16 protein-coding genes are annotated in these 14,070 nt (G+C 75.3%); 8 read left to right on the top strand and 8 right to left on the bottom strand.

The genetic code is table 11. From position 1 onward, the window contains the following. Window positions 1–43: 43 nt before the first annotated feature. From BLS67_RS01210 to BLS67_RS01200, 3 genes are read right to left on the bottom strand one after another with little or no spacing between them, the layout of a single operon-like run. The gene (locus BLS67_RS01210) at window positions 44–694 is read right to left on the bottom strand and encodes a TIGR04282 family arsenosugar biosynthesis glycosyltransferase (RefSeq protein WP_091238185.1); all 651 of its coding nucleotides are present in this window, start codon (window positions 692–694) and stop codon (window positions 44–46) included. Beyond that, on the bottom strand, window positions 691–1,344 hold the full coding sequence (locus tag BLS67_RS01205) for a glycosyltransferase family 2 protein (RefSeq protein ID WP_091238181.1): 654 nt from the start codon (window positions 1,342–1,344) through the stop codon (window positions 691–693). Before BLS67_RS01205 ends, BLS67_RS01210 begins: the two co-directional genes overlap by 4 nt. Window positions 1,345–1,370: 26 nt before the next feature. Beyond that, window positions 1,371–1,706: a VOC family protein gene (locus BLS67_RS01200; protein WP_091238178.1), complete on the bottom strand. Its 336-nt coding sequence runs from the start codon at window positions 1,704–1,706 to the stop codon at window positions 1,371–1,373. A 78-nt stretch (window positions 1,707–1,784) separates the two neighbouring features. Between BLS67_RS01200 and BLS67_RS01195 the strand changes: the two genes are divergently transcribed. Next, window positions 1,785–3,152, top strand: a complete 1,368-nt coding sequence (locus BLS67_RS01195; protein WP_091238176.1) for a hypothetical protein — start codon at window positions 1,785–1,787, stop codon at window positions 3,150–3,152. A gap of 6 nt (window positions 3,153–3,158) precedes the next feature. Here BLS67_RS01195 and BLS67_RS01190 read toward each other — a convergent pair whose 3' ends face one another. Beyond that, window positions 3,159–4,295 carry a hypothetical protein gene (locus BLS67_RS01190; protein WP_091238173.1) on the bottom strand — a complete coding sequence of 379 codons (1,137 nt, stop codon included), beginning with the start codon at window positions 4,293–4,295 and terminating at the stop codon, window positions 3,159–3,161. Beyond that, the gene (locus BLS67_RS01185; RefSeq protein ID WP_091238170.1) at window positions 4,292–4,846 is read right to left on the bottom strand and encodes an RNA polymerase sigma factor; all 555 of its coding nucleotides are present in this window, start codon (window positions 4,844–4,846) and stop codon (window positions 4,292–4,294) included. The genes BLS67_RS01190 and BLS67_RS01185 overlap by 4 nt, the downstream gene beginning before the upstream one ends. Window positions 4,847–4,906: 60 nt before the next feature. On the opposite strand from BLS67_RS01185, the gene BLS67_RS01180 reads away from it, so the two are divergent. From BLS67_RS01180 to BLS67_RS01170, 3 genes are all read left to right on the top strand, one after another. Continuing rightward, window positions 4,907–5,794, top strand: a complete 888-nt coding sequence (locus tag BLS67_RS01180; protein ID WP_091238167.1) for a DMT family transporter — start codon at window positions 4,907–4,909, stop codon at window positions 5,792–5,794. A gap of 81 nt (window positions 5,795–5,875) precedes the next feature. Beyond that, complete coding sequence (locus BLS67_RS01175; RefSeq protein WP_091238164.1) at window positions 5,876–6,382, top strand: SigE family RNA polymerase sigma factor; 507 nt, start codon at window positions 5,876–5,878, stop codon at window positions 6,380–6,382. A 1-nt stretch (window position 6,383) separates the two neighbouring features. Next, window positions 6,384–7,757: a hypothetical protein gene (locus tag BLS67_RS01170; protein ID WP_091238161.1), complete on the top strand. Its 1,374-nt coding sequence runs from the start codon at window positions 6,384–6,386 to the stop codon at window positions 7,755–7,757. Window positions 7,758–7,775: 18 nt separating this feature from the next. Here the strand turns inward: BLS67_RS01170 and BLS67_RS01165 are convergent, their stop codons facing one another. From BLS67_RS01165 to BLS67_RS01155, 3 genes are all read right to left on the bottom strand, one after another. Next, window positions 7,776–9,419, bottom strand: a complete 1,644-nt coding sequence (locus BLS67_RS01165; RefSeq protein WP_165617425.1) for an HNH endonuclease signature motif containing protein — start codon at window positions 9,417–9,419, stop codon at window positions 7,776–7,778. 102 nt (window positions 9,420–9,521) lie between these two features. Continuing rightward, on the bottom strand, window positions 9,522–10,589 hold the full coding sequence (locus BLS67_RS01160) for an NAD-dependent epimerase/dehydratase family protein (RefSeq protein WP_091238155.1): 1,068 nt from the start codon (window positions 10,587–10,589) through the stop codon (window positions 9,522–9,524). An 11-nt stretch (window positions 10,590–10,600) separates the two neighbouring features. After that, window positions 10,601–11,227 carry a TetR/AcrR family transcriptional regulator C-terminal domain-containing protein gene (locus BLS67_RS01155; protein WP_091238152.1) on the bottom strand — a complete coding sequence of 209 codons (627 nt, stop codon included), beginning with the start codon at window positions 11,225–11,227 and terminating at the stop codon, window positions 10,601–10,603. 38 nt (window positions 11,228–11,265) lie between these two features. Between BLS67_RS01155 and BLS67_RS01150 the strand changes: the two genes are divergently transcribed. From BLS67_RS01150 to BLS67_RS01135, 4 genes are all read left to right on the top strand, one after another. Further along, the gene (locus BLS67_RS01150; protein WP_091238149.1) at window positions 11,266–12,285 is read left to right on the top strand and encodes an ATP-binding cassette domain-containing protein; all 1,020 of its coding nucleotides are present in this window, start codon (window positions 11,266–11,268) and stop codon (window positions 12,283–12,285) included. Next, window positions 12,282–13,136: an ABC transporter permease gene (locus BLS67_RS01145; RefSeq protein ID WP_091238146.1), complete on the top strand. Its 855-nt coding sequence runs from the start codon at window positions 12,282–12,284 to the stop codon at window positions 13,134–13,136. The genes BLS67_RS01150 and BLS67_RS01145 overlap by 4 nt, the downstream gene beginning before the upstream one ends. A 21-nt stretch (window positions 13,137–13,157) precedes the next feature. After that, window positions 13,158–13,715: a DNA-3-methyladenine glycosylase I gene (locus BLS67_RS01140; protein ID WP_091238143.1), complete on the top strand. Its 558-nt coding sequence runs from the start codon at window positions 13,158–13,160 to the stop codon at window positions 13,713–13,715. A 123-nt stretch (window positions 13,716–13,838) separates the two neighbouring features. Next, window positions 13,839–14,006 carry a DUF3117 domain-containing protein gene (locus BLS67_RS01135; protein WP_082522773.1) on the top strand — a complete coding sequence of 56 codons (168 nt, stop codon included), beginning with the start codon at window positions 13,839–13,841 and terminating at the stop codon, window positions 14,004–14,006. The last annotated feature ends 64 nt before the right edge of the window (window positions 14,007–14,070 follow it).

Raw genomic sequence — 14,070 nt, 5'->3', positions numbered from 1 at the left:
TGCCTGTCCGGAGCGTTCGTGCCGAGCGGCCTCCCCGGACGGGTCAGAGCGTCGCGGCGATCTGCTCGACGGTGCGGCGCATGCGGCTGCCCTCGGGGCACAGCGCGGCGACCTCGACGGCCTCGGGCCAGTGGTCGACATCGGTGAGCTGCGGCAGGTCGACCACGGTGAGCCCGGCCCGCTCCAGCGCCGCGCGGGTGTTGACCGCGGTGTCGTCGCGGGACATCGGGACGTCGGGCAGGACGGCGGCCGCGGCGGGGGAGTGCACGCCCAGCGCCCACCACCCGCCGTCGGGGGCGGTGCCGAGCACCGCGGTGCCCGGCCCGGCGGAGACGAGACGGGCCAGGCAGTCGGTCAGCAGCTCGGGGCTGATCTGGGGGGTGTCCATGCCGACCAGCAGGGTGGGCAGGTCGCCGTCGCCGTCCATGGCCGCCGCGAACGCAGCCGCCAACCGGGTGCCCAGCTCGCCCTCGACCTGGGGGACGACGACGAGGTCGTGCAGGTCGAGGTCGCCGGGGGCCCCGTCCAGCGCGACCACCCGGCGGGTGACCGGCGTGGCCCGGACGACGTCCAGGGTGTCGCCCACCGCCGCGGAGGCGATCGTGCTGGCCTGCAGCGGGGTGCACGGCGGGGTGAGCCGGGTCTTGCTGCGCCCGGGCACCGGGGCCTTGGTGATGACCAGCAGCTGGGTCATCGGGCGAGCACCCGGGACATGTCGCGCACGGTCTTCGCCGTGCCCAGCACGGTGCCGGTGACCTTGGACTTCGTGCCGTCGGCCCGCGGGTGGTAGTCGACGTCCAGCTCGCGGATGCGCCAGCCGGCGTCGGAGGCGCGGGTGACCATCTCGAGCGGGTAGCCGAACCGGCGGTCGGTGATGCCCAGCGCGAGCAGCTCGGTGCGCCGGGCGGCCCGCATGGGGCCCAGGTCGTGCAGCCGCAGGCCGGTGCGCCGGCGCATGAGCACGCTCAGCGCGGTGTTGGCCACCCGGGCGTGCACCGGCCACGCACCCCGCGAGCTGGGCCGGCGGCGGCCGAGCACCAGGTCGGCCTCGCCCGCCTCGACCGGGCCCACGACCCGGGGGAGCTGGGCGGGGTCCATCGAGGCGTCGGCGTCGCAGAAGCAGACGACCTCGTCGGTCGCGGCCTCCAGCCCGGCGTGCGCGGCCGCGCCGAACCCGCGCTGCGGCACGTGGACGACGGTCGCGCCGTGGTCGGCGGCGATCTGCGCGGAGCCGTCGGTCGAGCCGTTGTCGGCGACGATGGCCCGGTACCCCTCGGGCAGGCGGGTGAGCACCCAGGGGAGCGCCCCCGCTTCGTCCAGGCAGGGGAAGACGACGTCGGGCACCCGAGGACGTTAACCGCGGGTGGTCCTCACCGCCCGGTGAGCACCACCCGGTTCCCGTCCGGGTCGGCCAGCTGCAGGATCCGGGACGACGTCGCCTGCCGGGGTCCGTCGTGGTGGACGCCGGCGGCGGTGAGGGCGCGCGCGACGTCGTCCAGGTCGTCGGTGGCCAGGGTGGCCCCGGACCGCCCGGCGCGGTCGGGCTCGGCGAAGACCTGGACACCGGCACCGCCGGGCAGGTGCCACTCGAGCAGGCCGTCCATGGGCCGGGCGTCGGGCGCGCGCCCGAACAGCGCGCCGTACCAGGCCTCCGCCCGGTCGAGGTCGGACACGGTCATGCTCGCCAGTGCTCCGGTGATGGTCATGGGGTGAGGACCCCGGCGCGGCCCGGGACTCATCGCCCGACCGGCCGAGCTCATCCGCGGCACCTACAGTCCGACCTCGTGACCAGCCAGGCCGACCGCGTGACCAGCACGGAGCCGTCCACGTCCCGGGTGCGCCGGGTGCTGCCCGCGGTCGCCGTCGTCGCGGCTGGCGCGTTCGTCGCCCTGATGACCACGATCGGCCGCCACCTGGCCGAGGGCGGGACGATCCTGCACCTGCTCGGCGGCTACCTCCTCCGCGGGGAGTGGGCCCCGCTGGACCCGAGCGCGCGGATGCTGCCGCCGGTCGTGGTCGGGCTGGTGGTGGTGCTGGTGGGCCCGGCGGTGGCCGCGCGGGTGCGGTTCGGCGTGCTGGCGGCGGGGTCCGCGGTGGTCGCGGCCGGGTGGGCGGTGGCCCTGGCGCTGGTCAGCGGTCCCGACCGGCTCACCGAACCGCTCTCGGTGGTCTACGAGTACCCGCACGACGTCCCGCGGGTCGGCTCGATCGGCACGTTCCTGTCCACGTTCACCCAGTTCGTGCCGGCCGACTCCGCGGACCCGTGGACCACCCACGTCGCCGGGCACCCGCCGGGCGCGCTGCTGGCCTTCGTGCTGCTGGACCGGCTCGGGCTGTCGGGCCTGGGCTGGGACGCGGCGTTGTGCATCGCCGGCGGGGCCCTCGCCGTCCCGGCCGTCCTGGTCGCGGTGCGCGCCGTGGCCGACGAGGTGCGGGCCCGGTCGGTCGCCCCGTTCCTGGTGCTGGCCCCGCTCGCGCTCTGGGTGGCCACCAGCGCCGACGCGTTCTTCGCCGGGGTGTCCGCCTGGGGCGTGGCCGGCCTGGCCACCGCGGCGGTCTCGACCGGGTGGCGGCGCGACGCGAAGGCCCTCGCCGGCGGGCTGCTGCTCGGGCTCGCGCTGTTCCTCTCCTTCGGGCTGACCGCGCTGGGGCTGATCGCGCTGGTGGTGGTGCTGGTGCACCGGCGACGGCTCGGGTGGGGCGGGGTGGTCCGCGTGCTCGGGGTGGGGGCGGTCGGCGTCCTCCTCGTCGTCGCGGTGTTCGCCCTGGCCGGGTACTGGTGGCTCGACGGGTTCCACGCCGCCGGCGAGCGGGTGCGCTCGGGCCCCTCCTACGCCAACCGGCCGCTGGGGTTCTTCCTGTTCTCCAACCTGGCCGTCGCGCTGCTGGCCGTCGGCCCCGCGGCGATCGCGGGTCTGGCGTCGCTGCGCCGGCACCGGCTGGCGCTGCTGCCGCTGGCCGCGCTGGTCGGGATCCTGGTCAGCGACGTGACCGGCCTGGTGCGCGGGGAGACCGAGCGCATCTGGCTGCCGTTCTACGTGTGGGTGCTGACCGCGACGGCGTTCCTGCCCGCGCGCGGACGCCGCGTCTGGCTGGCGCTGGGCGCGGTGCTGGCCCTCGGCATCGAGGTGGCCGTCCGCACGGAGTGGTGACCCGGCTCAGCCCGTCACCGTGACCTGCTCGCCGATCTGCAGCACCTGGTCCCGGGTCAGCGCGGGCGGGGCGAGCAGCAGGAACAGCCGCCCGTCGGGGACCTGGCCGGCGAGCAACCAGGAGTCCCCGTCGTCCGGGGTGGTCAGCCCGAGCCGGGCCGGCAGCCCCTGCACGGTCACCTGCTCGACCGCGCCGGTGAGGCTGCGGCCCTCGAAGAAGCTGTCGACCGTGACGTCGGGTCCAGGGGTGCCGGTGAGGCTGACCCGGAGCGGCACCTGGGCGGGGTCGGTGTCGCTGACCAGGTCCAGGCTGCGGCTCTCCTCGTAGCCGCCCACCGTCCACCCGGCCGGCGCGAGCCCGAACTGCAGGCCCACCGGCTGCGGGCGGTCGACGACGGTGCCGGCCAGCGTGAGCAGGGCGTCCCGGTCGTCGTAGGACCCCTCGCCCAGCAGCTGCACCCACCGGCCGTCGGGGCGCTGCCACAGCACGCTGGTGCCGCCGCCCTCGACCTGCCGGATGTCGGCCGGGGACCCGTCGACGTCGCCGGTGCCCGCGGGGGTGCCGTCGACCGACCAGCCGCTGTCGACGGCCTCCCGTGGGTCGTCCTGGAAGAGCCTGAGCAGGAAGCGGCTGCCGTCGGACGCCGTGTAGTCGGCGGAGAAGACCAGCGGCTCCGGGTAGAACGCGGTGCCGCCCCAGCGGCTGAAGGTGGCGGTCAGCCCGTCCGGCTCGGGGTCGAGGGAGAGCGGGAAGGTGGGTGCCTCGGTGGCCACCAGGGTCAGCGCCGAGCCCGGTGCCTGGACCACGGTGCTCGGCGCGGCACCCGTCGTCGTCGGCGGGGCGGCGGCGGGCGGGGCCGTGTCGCCGGGCGTGACCAGCACGGCCGTCGTCCAGGCCGCGGCGACCGCCAGGACCACCGCGCCCAGCCGCACGACGGTGCGGCGACGGGGACGCCGGCGGGCCGTCGTGCGGGTGCGGCGGGCGTCGTCCACCAGCTGCCGGGCGGCCAGCACCGAGGCGGGCTCGACCTCCGTCGGCGCGCGGAGCTCGTCGAGGAAGGCCGGCGGCAGCGGCGGCAGGTCGGCGTCGTGCACCCGTGCCGCCGCGGCGAGCTGGGCGTCGAGGTCGCGGTCGGTGATCACGAGTCGGACTCCGTGGTGGTCGGGGAGGAGAGGACGGTGCGCAGCCGGGTGCGGGCGCGGTGCAGCCGGACCCGGGCGGTCCCGGGCGGCAGACCCAGGACGCCGGCGGCCTCGGTGGGCGTCAGCCCCTCCCAGGCGATGAGCGTGACGAGCTCCCGGTCGTCGGGTGACAGCTCGGCGAGGGCCTGCACCACCCGGGTACCGCCCGCGTGCCCGTCCGAGGGATCCGGGACGACGTCGTGCGTGAACGCCTCGGCCAGGCGTCGACCCAGCCGGTCCGAGCGACGGGCGGTGCGGGCGGTGTTCGCCAGGCACAGCCGGGCGATGCCGAACAGCCAGGGCCGGATGTCGGCCTGGTCCGCGGGCAGGTCGGCCTGCCGCCGCCACGCCGCCGCGAAGGTCTCGGCCACGACGTCCAGGGCGTCCTCCCGGGAGCTGCACCGGCGCAGGGCGTACCCGAGGACGGCGCTGCCGGACTCCCGGTACGCCTCCTCGAGCCGGTCGGCGGTGGACGTGGGTCGGGGTGGTGCTGGCTGTCCGCGCTCGGGCATCACGCACCTACATGTCCGAACGGGTGGGGTCCGTTACAGGATCCGGTGCAGGATGACGCGGTGAGTCGTCGGGGCTGGGCGCTGTTCGTCGCCATGTCGGTCATCTGGGGCATCCCCTACCTGCTGATCAAGGTCGCGGTGGGGGAGTTCGACCCGGTGCTGGTCGTGTTCGGCCGCTGCGTGCTGGGGGCGGTCGTCCTCGTGCCGCTGGTGGTGGCCCGCGGGCAGCTGCGCGGGCTGGTCCGGCACTGGCGGGCGCTGCTGGCGTTCACCGTGCTGGAGATGACCGGCCCGTGGCTGCTGCTGAGCATCGCCGAGCAGTCGCTGTCCTCCTCGCTCACCGGGCTGCTCGTGGCCACCGTGCCGTTCGTCGCCGCGCTGGCCGGCCGGCTGCTGGGCGGTGAGGAGGAGCTGTCGCGGGTGCGCATCGGCGGGATGCTGCTGGGGGTCGTCGGCATCGTCGCGCTGCTCGGGCTCGACGTCCGCGGGGCCCAGCTGCTGGCGATCGGCGCCGTCGTCCTCACCGTCGTCGGGTACGCGACGGCGCCGCTGGTCATCAGCCGGCAGCTCGCCGACGTCCCCGGGGTGGCGGCCGCGGCGGTCGCGCTGGTCGTGACGTCGCTGGTCTACGCCCCGTTCGCCGTCCCGCGGCTGGACCAGGTGACCGCAGCGCCGGTCGACGCCCTGCTCGCCGTGCTCGCGCTCGGGCTCATCTGCACGGCGCTGGCCCTGGTGCTGTTCTTCCGGCTGATCCGCGAGGTGGGCCCGCAGCGGGCGCTGGTCATCACGTTCGTCAACCCCGCCGTGGCCGTCCTGCTGGGGGTGCTGCTGCTCGACGAGCCGTTCACCGTCGGCATCGCCGTCGGGTTGCCGGTGATCCTGGTCGGCTGCGTGCTGGCCACCCGCCGCACGCGCACCCCCGACCCGGTGCCGGTCGCGCCCTCCTGAGGATCACGATCGGGTAACGGGGTCACCCCCGACCGTGACCGGACGACGTCCTAGTGGTGTGCATCCACCACTACGCCCCGCATGACCGCCACCGACGACGAGTTCGCGGCCTTCGTGTCCGACCGCTCGACGGCCCTGCTGCGCACGGCCTACCTGCTCACCGGCGACCGCGGCCACGCCGAGGACCTGCTGCAGACGGCCCTGGTCAAGACCTACCGGCACTGGGGACGGCTGACCAACCGCGAGGACCCGTCGGCGTTCGTCCGACGCGTGCTGGTGACCACCCACGCCGGGTGGCGCCGTCGCGTGCGGATCGCGGAGTTCCTGTCGACCACGCCGCTGCTGCAGACCGCGGCCGACGAGGCCCCCGACCTGGGTGAGCGCGACCGGCTGGTCACCGCGCTCGCCGCACTGCCGCCCCGCATGCGGGCGGTGCTGGTGCTGCGCTACTGGGAGGACCTCTCCGAGGCCGGGACCGCCGAGGTGCTCGGCTGCTCGGTCAACACCGTCAAGACCCACACCACCCGCGGGCTGGGCCGGCTGCGTGCGCAGCTGGCCGAACCGGCGGAGACCGCAGGAGAGCGCTGACATGGACCTCGAGAAGCAGCTGCGCACCGGGCTCTCGGCCCGGGCCGCCGAGATCGACGCCGCCCCGACCGGACTCCTGGACGACGTCCTCGCCGGCCACCGCCGGTCGGTGCACCGCCGTCGCGCGGCACTGGTCGCCGGCGTGGCCGCGGTGCTGGTGGCCGTCGCCGTCCCGGTGGGCGTCACGGTGACCGGCGGCGCGGACGGCGGCGACAGCTCGCAGGCCCCCGTGCAGGGCGCGTTCGAGCGCTACCCGATCGAGCCACGGGGGAACCTGGCCGAGGACGCCGGGTACGTCGACGGACTCCTCGCGCGGGACTGGTGGCCGGCCTCGGTGGGGCCGCAGCCGGCACCTGACACGCGCCAGGTGGTGTTCGCCGCCGATGTCCCCGACGGCGTCATGGCCCTCGTCACCGGCTGGCTGGACGGCGCCCGCACCGGGCAGTGGCTCGGTGGCCCGCCCGGGGCGACCGCCCAGGAGCTCACGCCGATCGCCGAGCCGGTCCCCGTGGCCGACGGACAGCCGCAGGCGTTCCTCCGCTTCGTCGACGACGCCGGGGCGCTCGTCGTCGTGGCAGCACCGGGTGACGTGGTCGAGGTGTCCCCGCGGCAGGAGATCGCCGCCTCGGGCGAGATCGTCCGCGCGCCGTACGAGACCGTCGGCGAGCCGGACGGCACGGCGGTCGTCGACGTCGCGTCCCTCGACCGGGCGACGTTCGGTGTGCGGGTGACCCGCGACGGGGTCCCCCAGGAGGTCGCTGGTGGAGGGTCGGGTTCCACGACGCAGGACGTCGAGCCGGACCTCGGTGCCGGGTTGGACGGGGCACCCGGCGATCCGGACCCGGACCTCGTCCGCGAGCTGGTCCGGGGCGTCCTCGAGCGGCTGGGACTCGACGGCGACGGAGTGCCGGTGGGCGTCCTCTGGGGCGGGCCGATCGGCAACCGGATCCAGCCGGCCGAGGCTGCGGTGGTGACCGTCGGGCTGCCCTCGGGTGCCACCGTCCTGGTGGTCGGCATGGGCTACGGGCAGGACGACGTCGGGGAGTTCTCCTCCGTGGTGGGACCGTGCGGCCAGGCCATCCTGCCGGCCGGCGCGACGGTGGACGACTGGGTGGTGGCGGTCCGCTGCGAACTGCGCAGGCTCGACGACGGGGCCTCGCTGGGCAGCCAGCTCGTCGTCGTCCCGCCGGCCGGGACGGCGACCGTGCAGCTGACCGGTGCCGGGGGAGCGGTCATCGACACCCGGCAGCTCACCGGTCCCGCCTACGTCGGGCCCGCACCCGACGGACTGCAGGGCGCGGTGGCCCTCGACGCCGACGGAGCGGTGCTGGCCCAGGCTCCACTGCTTGGCCTGGAGCCCCTGCAGCTGGACTGACGACGTCCGGGACCGCCGTCAGGCGACCTCGGGGACGGCCTGGGTGTCCTGCAGGCGGCGGCGGAGGGCGGCCCGGTTGTCGAGCAGGACACCGAGGGCGTAGCGGATGCCGAGCCGCTCACCGTTGGCCCGCCAGGCGGGTGGCAGACCATCGGTGGGCGGCGGCTCCGGCGCTGCACCGCCCGGCTCGGTCACGGTCCAGGCGGGCGTGCCGTCGGGGGTCCATGCCGCCAGCCGTCCGCCCGGTGTGCGCCGCACCGTCAGGTCCAGGTCGTGGACCATGCCGTGGCAGCGGTCGCAGAGCAGCACCAGGTTGTCGACGTCGGTGCGACCGCCGGCCGACCAGGCGACCAGGTGGTGGGCGTGCAGACGCTCGGGGCGGGTCTCGACGCAGCCGGGTCGGGCACACCCGCCGTCGCGCATCAGCAGCGAGCGGCGTTGCGCGGTCGTGGCGAACCTGCGGGTGCGGCCGCACGCCAGCACCTGCTCGCCCTCCACCAGGACGACGGTGAGCGCCGCGTCGCAGGCCAGCCGGCGTGCCTGGGCCGGGCTGAGGGCCGCGACCCCGTCGAGCGCGGCCTGCCCGGCCGCGGCGTCGTCGGCCAGGACCGCGGCGTCGACCCGGACGACCACCTCCCGGCGGGCCGGGTCGCCGGCCCGGGTGTCGACGGCCCCGACGCCGGCGCGGACCGTGTCGACCAGCGCGGTGGTCCGGGCGACGGTGACCCGGGCCCGGCGGGCCGCGGCGACCTCGAGACCGCGACCGGCCGCACGATCGGCGGACAGGTCGCCGCCGGCGACCCACTCCGCCCAGTCGGCCACCGGCTCGTCGTCCACCGGCTCGTCGTCCCCGTCGCGTCGCCCGCGGGCGACGCGCTCACGCCGGGTGAGCACCTCGGCGCGGTGCTCGACCGCCGCGACCACCTCGGCGGCGTCCTCGGCGGACAGGCGGATGCGCAGGGTCACGCTGCCGTCGCCCTCGTCGTGCCAGTCGAAGCGCTGCTCCCACCGGGGCGCCTGGGCACCGGGGTCGGCGCCGTCGGGCCAGGCGGTGAGCCACACGGCGGCTGCGGCTTCACGGCCGACCACCGTGGCGGCCTCCTCCGAGGCACCCTCGGCGAGAGCGGCCGACCGCGCCTCCTGCTCGGCGACCTCGCTCCGGGCGCGCGCCTGCTCGGTCTGGACCGCGTCGGACCGGCGCCAGCCGGCCACCACCTTCTCCAGCTGGGCCGCTGTGCAGTGCTCGGCCACGCGCAGCAGCACCTCCTCGGTGTCGGGTTTCGCGACGCGGACGATGGCCCGGGCCTTGGCGAAGGAGATCTGCCCCGACCTGAGCTGCTCGGTGATGCCGGGGAGGGCAGGCAGGGCCCGGGCGAGCCGGACGTGGTCGCGGGCGGTGCCCGGGCTGATGCCGCACTGCCACGACAGCCACTGGGCGCACGACGTCACCCCGGGCACCACCCAACCCCGCCGTCGGTCGAACTCGGCCACCAGCGCCAGCCAGGCCGCCGTCGCGGCGGAGATGGCCACCGCGCCGGCGCACAGCCGCGCGGCCAGCTGGGGCAACGGGAGGGCGTCGTCCGACGGGTGGTCCTCCCCGTCGTTCGTCGGGGGCACGAAGACCCCGTCGAGGCCGTGTCCTGGTGCTGCTGTGGTCGGCATCGGCGGCCACCCTTCCATCGTGTTCGAACACCTGATCGAACGATGGCACAGGGTGCCGACAGAACCGCACGACGGCGTTTCCGCGGAAACGCCGTCGCCGGGTCAAGGCTGCTGCGGGGCGGCCCGGAGCGGGGCGGTGGCGAACTCGCGCATGCCGTCCTCGAAGGCCACCGCGGCCGCGTAGCCGAGCTCGTGCTGCGCGCGGGCGGGGCTGGCCACCACGTGCCGGACGTCGCCGATGCGGTACTGGCCGGTGACCTCGGCGTCCGGGCCGCCGAAGGCGTCGGCCAGCGCGGCGGCCATGTCACCCACCGTGTGCGGGGTGCCGCTGGCCACGTTGTAGGTGCGCAGCGTGGACTCCTCGGGCGGGTTCTCCCACGCCCGCAGGTTGGCCTGGGCGACATCGGTGACGTGCACGAAGTCGCGCATCTGGCCGCCGTCCTCGTAGACCTGCGGAGCGCGCCCGCCCTCGAGCGAGGACCGGAAGATCGAGGCCACGCCGGCGTAGAAGGTGTCGCGCGGCATCCGCGGGCCGTAGACGTTGTGGTACCTCAGCCCGACCGCGGTGCCGCCGGTCGAGCGGGCCCACGCCGAGGACAGGTGCTCCTGCGCCAGCTTGGTCGCGGCGTAGGTGTTGCGAGGGTCCGGCGGGGTCTCCTCGCCGACCCGGCCCCAGGCCAGCTGGCGCCCGCACACCGGGCAGGGCGGGTCGAACACGCCGGCGTCCAGGTCGGTCCTCCGGCGGGGGGCGGCGGCCACCACGCCGTGCTCGGCGCACTCGTACCGGCCCTCGCCGTAGACCACCATCGAGCTGGCGAACACCAGCTGCCCGATCCCGGCGCGGGCCATCGCGGCCAGCAGCACCGCCGTCCCCAGGTCGTTGATGCCGGCGTAGCGCGGCATGTCCTGGACGTCGATGCCCAACCCGACCATCGCGGCCTGGTGGTTCACCGCGTCGACGCCGCGCAGCACCTGGTCCACCACGTCGGGGTCGCGCACGTCGCCGACCACCAGCTCCACGCCCTCGAGCCCGGGCGGGCCGTCGGGGTAGACCGGGTGGACGGCGGGCAGCAGTGCGTCGAGGACCCGCACCTCGTGCCCGGCGTCGAGGTGGGCGGCGACGACGTGGGAGCCGATGAAGCCGGCCCCACCGGTGACGAGGATGCGCACGACGGCGAACGCTAGTTCGGCGCGCCCCCGGACGCAGCGCGGGAGGCCAACCGGCCCCGCAGGCCGTCGAGCATCAGGGTCAGCCCGACCTCGAAGCGGTCCTCGTCGTCGCCGAAGTCCGCGGCGGCGGCCAGCAGGTGCGGGTACGCGGTGGGCGCGGGTCGGTGCTCGGGGCTCGGGCGGTCCAGCGCGGCCTGGGTCTCGAGCACATCGCCGAGCAGGAACGAGCCCAGCGCCGTCAGCACCTGCACGGCCTCCCCGGCCGCCAACCCGGCCCCGACGAGGACGGCGAGGGTCTGCTCGATCTCGGGCAGGGCGTCCTCGGTGGGCCGGTTGCCGGCGACCACCAGCGCGCTGTCCCGGTGGGTCAGCAGAGCGGCGCGGCGGACGCGGATGCCCTCGGCCAGCCAGTCCAGCACCGGCTCGCCCTCGGCCGGTGCTCGGCGGGCGGGCAGCTCGGCCAGCACGTGCTCGGCGACCAGGTCGAGCAGGTGGCGCTTGTCGGTCACGTGCCAGTACAGCGTCGGCGCGCTGACCCCGAGGCGGGTCGCCAGGCCGCGCAGGGTCAGCCCGGCCAGGCCGCGCTCGTCGAGCACCTCGACGGCGGTGCGCACGACGTCGTCCCGAGTCAGCGGCATGCTTGACACCCTAACGCTGTTAGAGAACCCTGCCCGGCATGCCTCTGACAGCGTTGGGGACCCGCCCGGGTGAGGTCGTCGTCGACCCGTCTCCCGCGGTGCAGGTCCGCGGTCTGGTGAAGACCTACCCCGGCACCAAGAAACGCCCCGACGTCGAGGCCGTGCGCGGCATCGACCTCGACGTCCCGGCCGGCGAGCTGTTCGGGTTCCTGGGCCCGAACGGCGCCGGCAAGTCCACCACCATCAAGATCCTCTGCACCCTGGTCCGGCCCACCGGCGGCTCGGCCCGGGTGGCCGGCTTCGACGTCGTCGAGCAGCGGGACGACGTCCGCCGGCACATCGGCCTGGTCTTCCAGGAGACGACGCTGGACGGCCACCTCACCGCCGAGCAGAACCTGCGCTTCCACGCCGAGATCTACGGCATGGACCGGGCCGTGGTCGGCACCCGGCTGGACACCGTGCTGGACATGGTCGGCCTGACCGATCGCCGGTCCGCGGTGGTGAACACCTTCTCCGGCGGCATGAAGCGCCGGCTGGAGATCGCCCGCGGGCTGATGCACTCCCCGCGCGTGCTCTTCCTCGACGAGCCGACCATCGGCCTGGACCCGGAGTCGCGGGCCTCGCTGTGGGACTACGTCGACCGGCTGCGCGCCGCCGAGGACATCACCGTGTTCCTCACCACGCACTACATGGACGAGGCCGAGCGCTGCGACCGGATCGCGATCGTGGACGGTGGTCGGGTCGGCGCCCTGGACTCCCCGGCCGCGCTCAAGGCCAGCGTCGGGCACGACCGGGTCCGGATCACCACCGCGGACGACGACGCGGCGGAGGCCGTGGTCCGGGAGCGGCTCGGCGTGGAGACGGTCCGCGAGAAGGGTGCGCTGGTCGTGCTGACCCCCGACGGCGAGCAGTTCGTGCCCCGGTTGTTCGAGCTCGGGCTCGCCGTCCGCTCGGTGAACGTGACCCGGCCCAGCCTGGACGACGTGTTCCTCGCCTACACGGGGGCCCGCCTCGCCGACCGGCAGGCCACCCCCGGCGGGACGGGAGGACGGCGATGACCGCCACCGTCGCCCCGGTCCGGGTGGCGGCCCGCGGCCCCCGGCACGAGCTTCGCGCGGTGAAGGTGGTCTGGCAGCGCGAGCTGATCCGCTTCCGCACCGACCGCGGCCGGATCATCTCCTCCTTCGCCCAGCCGCTGCTGTTCCTGTTCGTGCTGGGCAAGGGCCTGGGCGCGAGCATCGGCGCCGGCACCTTCGGCGGCACCGACTACTCGACCTTCCTGTTCCCCGGCGTGCTGGCCACCTCGGTCATGTTCACCGCGGTGTTCTCGGCCATCTCGATCGTCTGGGACCGCGAGCTGGGGTTCCTGCGCGAGATGCTGGTCGCCCCGGTCAGCCGGACGTCGATCGTGCTGGGCAAGGCCCTGGGCGGGGCGACCGTGGCCAGCCTGCAGGCGCTCGTGCTGCTCGCGCTGGCCGGCACGGTCGGGGTGCCCTACGACCCGCTGATGCTGCTCACGGTGTTCGTGCTGCTGTTCGTGGTGGCCTTCACGCTCACGTCGCTGGGGCTGCTCATCGCCGTCCGGGCCGACCAGATCCAGACCGTCATGCCCCGGGTGCAGCTGCTGCTCGCCCCGCTGATGTTCCTGTCGGGGGCGTTCTTCCCGGTGACCGGGGCGTTGCCGGCCTGGCTGCACGGGCTCGCGCTGGTCAACCCGATCACCTACGGGGTGGACGCCGTCCGCCGCGTCGTCCTGTCGGTGGTGGACGGCGGCGACGCAGCGGCCGCCGAGGTCGCGCTGCGGTGGGGCTCGTGGACCGTCCCCGTGTGGCTGGACGTCGTCGTGGTGGCCGGCGTGGGCGGGTTGCTGCTGGCGGTCTCGGCCTGGCTGTTCAGCCGGCCGGAGTGAGCGCGCGCTAGCTTCGCGGCCGTGGAACCGGAGCGCTGCGGCTGGGCGACCAGCACCCCCGACTACGTCGCCTACCACGACGAGGAGTGGGGGGTGCCCCTGCACGGCGACGACGCCCTGTTCGAGCGGCTGTGCCTGGAGGCGTTCCAGAGCGGGCTCTCGTGGATCACCATCCTGCGCAAGCGGCCGGCGTTCCGGGTCGCGTTCGCCGGGTTCTCGATCGACGCGGTCGCCGACTTCACCGAGGCCGACGTCGAGCGGCTGATGGCCGACGCCGGCATCGTGCGCAACCGGGCCAAGATCGAGGCGGCCCGGCGCAACGCCCGGGCCGCGCAGCAGCTGCCGCAGGGGCTGTCCGAGCTGCTGTGGTCCTACGCCCCGCCACCGCGCCCCAACCCGGCCACGCTCGCCGACGTCCCCGCCACCACCCCGGAGTCGACCGCGCTGGCGAAGGACCTGAAGAAGCGCGGGTTCGCCTTCGTCGGGCCGACCACCGCCCACGCGCTGATGCAGGCCACCGGCATGGTCGACGACCACGTGGCGACCTGCTTCCGGGCCGGTGCCCACCGCGGCGGTTGAGGGCTCATGTTGGTGCTGCGACCGGCATGCGGGAGAATGACGGGTAGCTCTGGTTCTGCAATGGACGGACAGCCACACCGCGACCCACCACGGGGGCGCGGGTGGCCGGTGAAGGAGGCACGCATGGCGGCCATGAAGCCGCGTACGGGTGAAGGTCCCCTCGAGGTCACCAAGGAGGGCCGCGGCCTGGTCATGCGCGTCCCGCTGGAGGGCGGTGGCCGACTGGTCGTCGAGCTGTCGGCCGACGAGGCGGCGGCGCTCTCCGAAGCGCTCCAGGGCGCGATCAGCTGACCAGCTCCGCGGACCTGCCCCCGGGCGGCCGCGCAGCAGGACAGACGGCCCCGGCCGCCGGCAG

Origin of the sequence: Klenkia soli, assembly GCF_900103975.1 — a bacterium.
Lineage (GTDB): Bacteria > Actinomycetota > Actinomycetes > Mycobacteriales > Geodermatophilaceae > Klenkia > Klenkia soli.
The sequence above is the reverse complement of the archived record's forward strand: the minus strand, read 5'-3'. Positions and strand labels throughout refer to the sequence as shown.

Coding starts and splice junctions, on each gene's coding strand:
- BLS67_RS01135 (WP_082522773.1), top strand. CDS start 13,839: ATGGCGGCCATGAAGCCGCGTACGGGTGAAGGTCCCCTCGAGGTCACC.
- BLS67_RS01200 (WP_091238178.1), bottom strand. CDS start 1,706: ATGACCATCACCGGAGCACTGGCGAGCATGACCGTGTCCGACCTCGAC.
- BLS67_RS01170 (WP_091238161.1), top strand. CDS start 6,384: ATGGACCTCGAGAAGCAGCTGCGCACCGGGCTCTCGGCCCGGGCCGCC.
- BLS67_RS01185 (WP_091238170.1), bottom strand. CDS start 4,846: ATGCCCGAGCGCGGACAGCCAGCACCACCCCGACCCACGTCCACCGCC.
- BLS67_RS01150 (WP_091238149.1), top strand. CDS start 11,266: ATGCCTCTGACAGCGTTGGGGACCCGCCCGGGTGAGGTCGTCGTCGAC.
- BLS67_RS01155 (WP_091238152.1), bottom strand. CDS start 11,227: ATGCCGCTGACTCGGGACGACGTCGTGCGCACCGCCGTCGAGGTGCTC.
- BLS67_RS01175 (WP_091238164.1), top strand. CDS start 5,876: ATGACCGCCACCGACGACGAGTTCGCGGCCTTCGTGTCCGACCGCTCG.
- BLS67_RS01165 (WP_165617425.1), bottom strand. CDS start 9,419: ATGCCGACCACAGCAGCACCAGGACACGGCCTCGACGGGGTCTTCGTG.
- BLS67_RS01210 (WP_091238185.1), bottom strand. CDS start 694: ATGACCCAGCTGCTGGTCATCACCAAGGCCCCGGTGCCCGGGCGCAGC.
- BLS67_RS01145 (WP_091238146.1), top strand. CDS start 12,282: ATGACCGCCACCGTCGCCCCGGTCCGGGTGGCGGCCCGCGGCCCCCGG.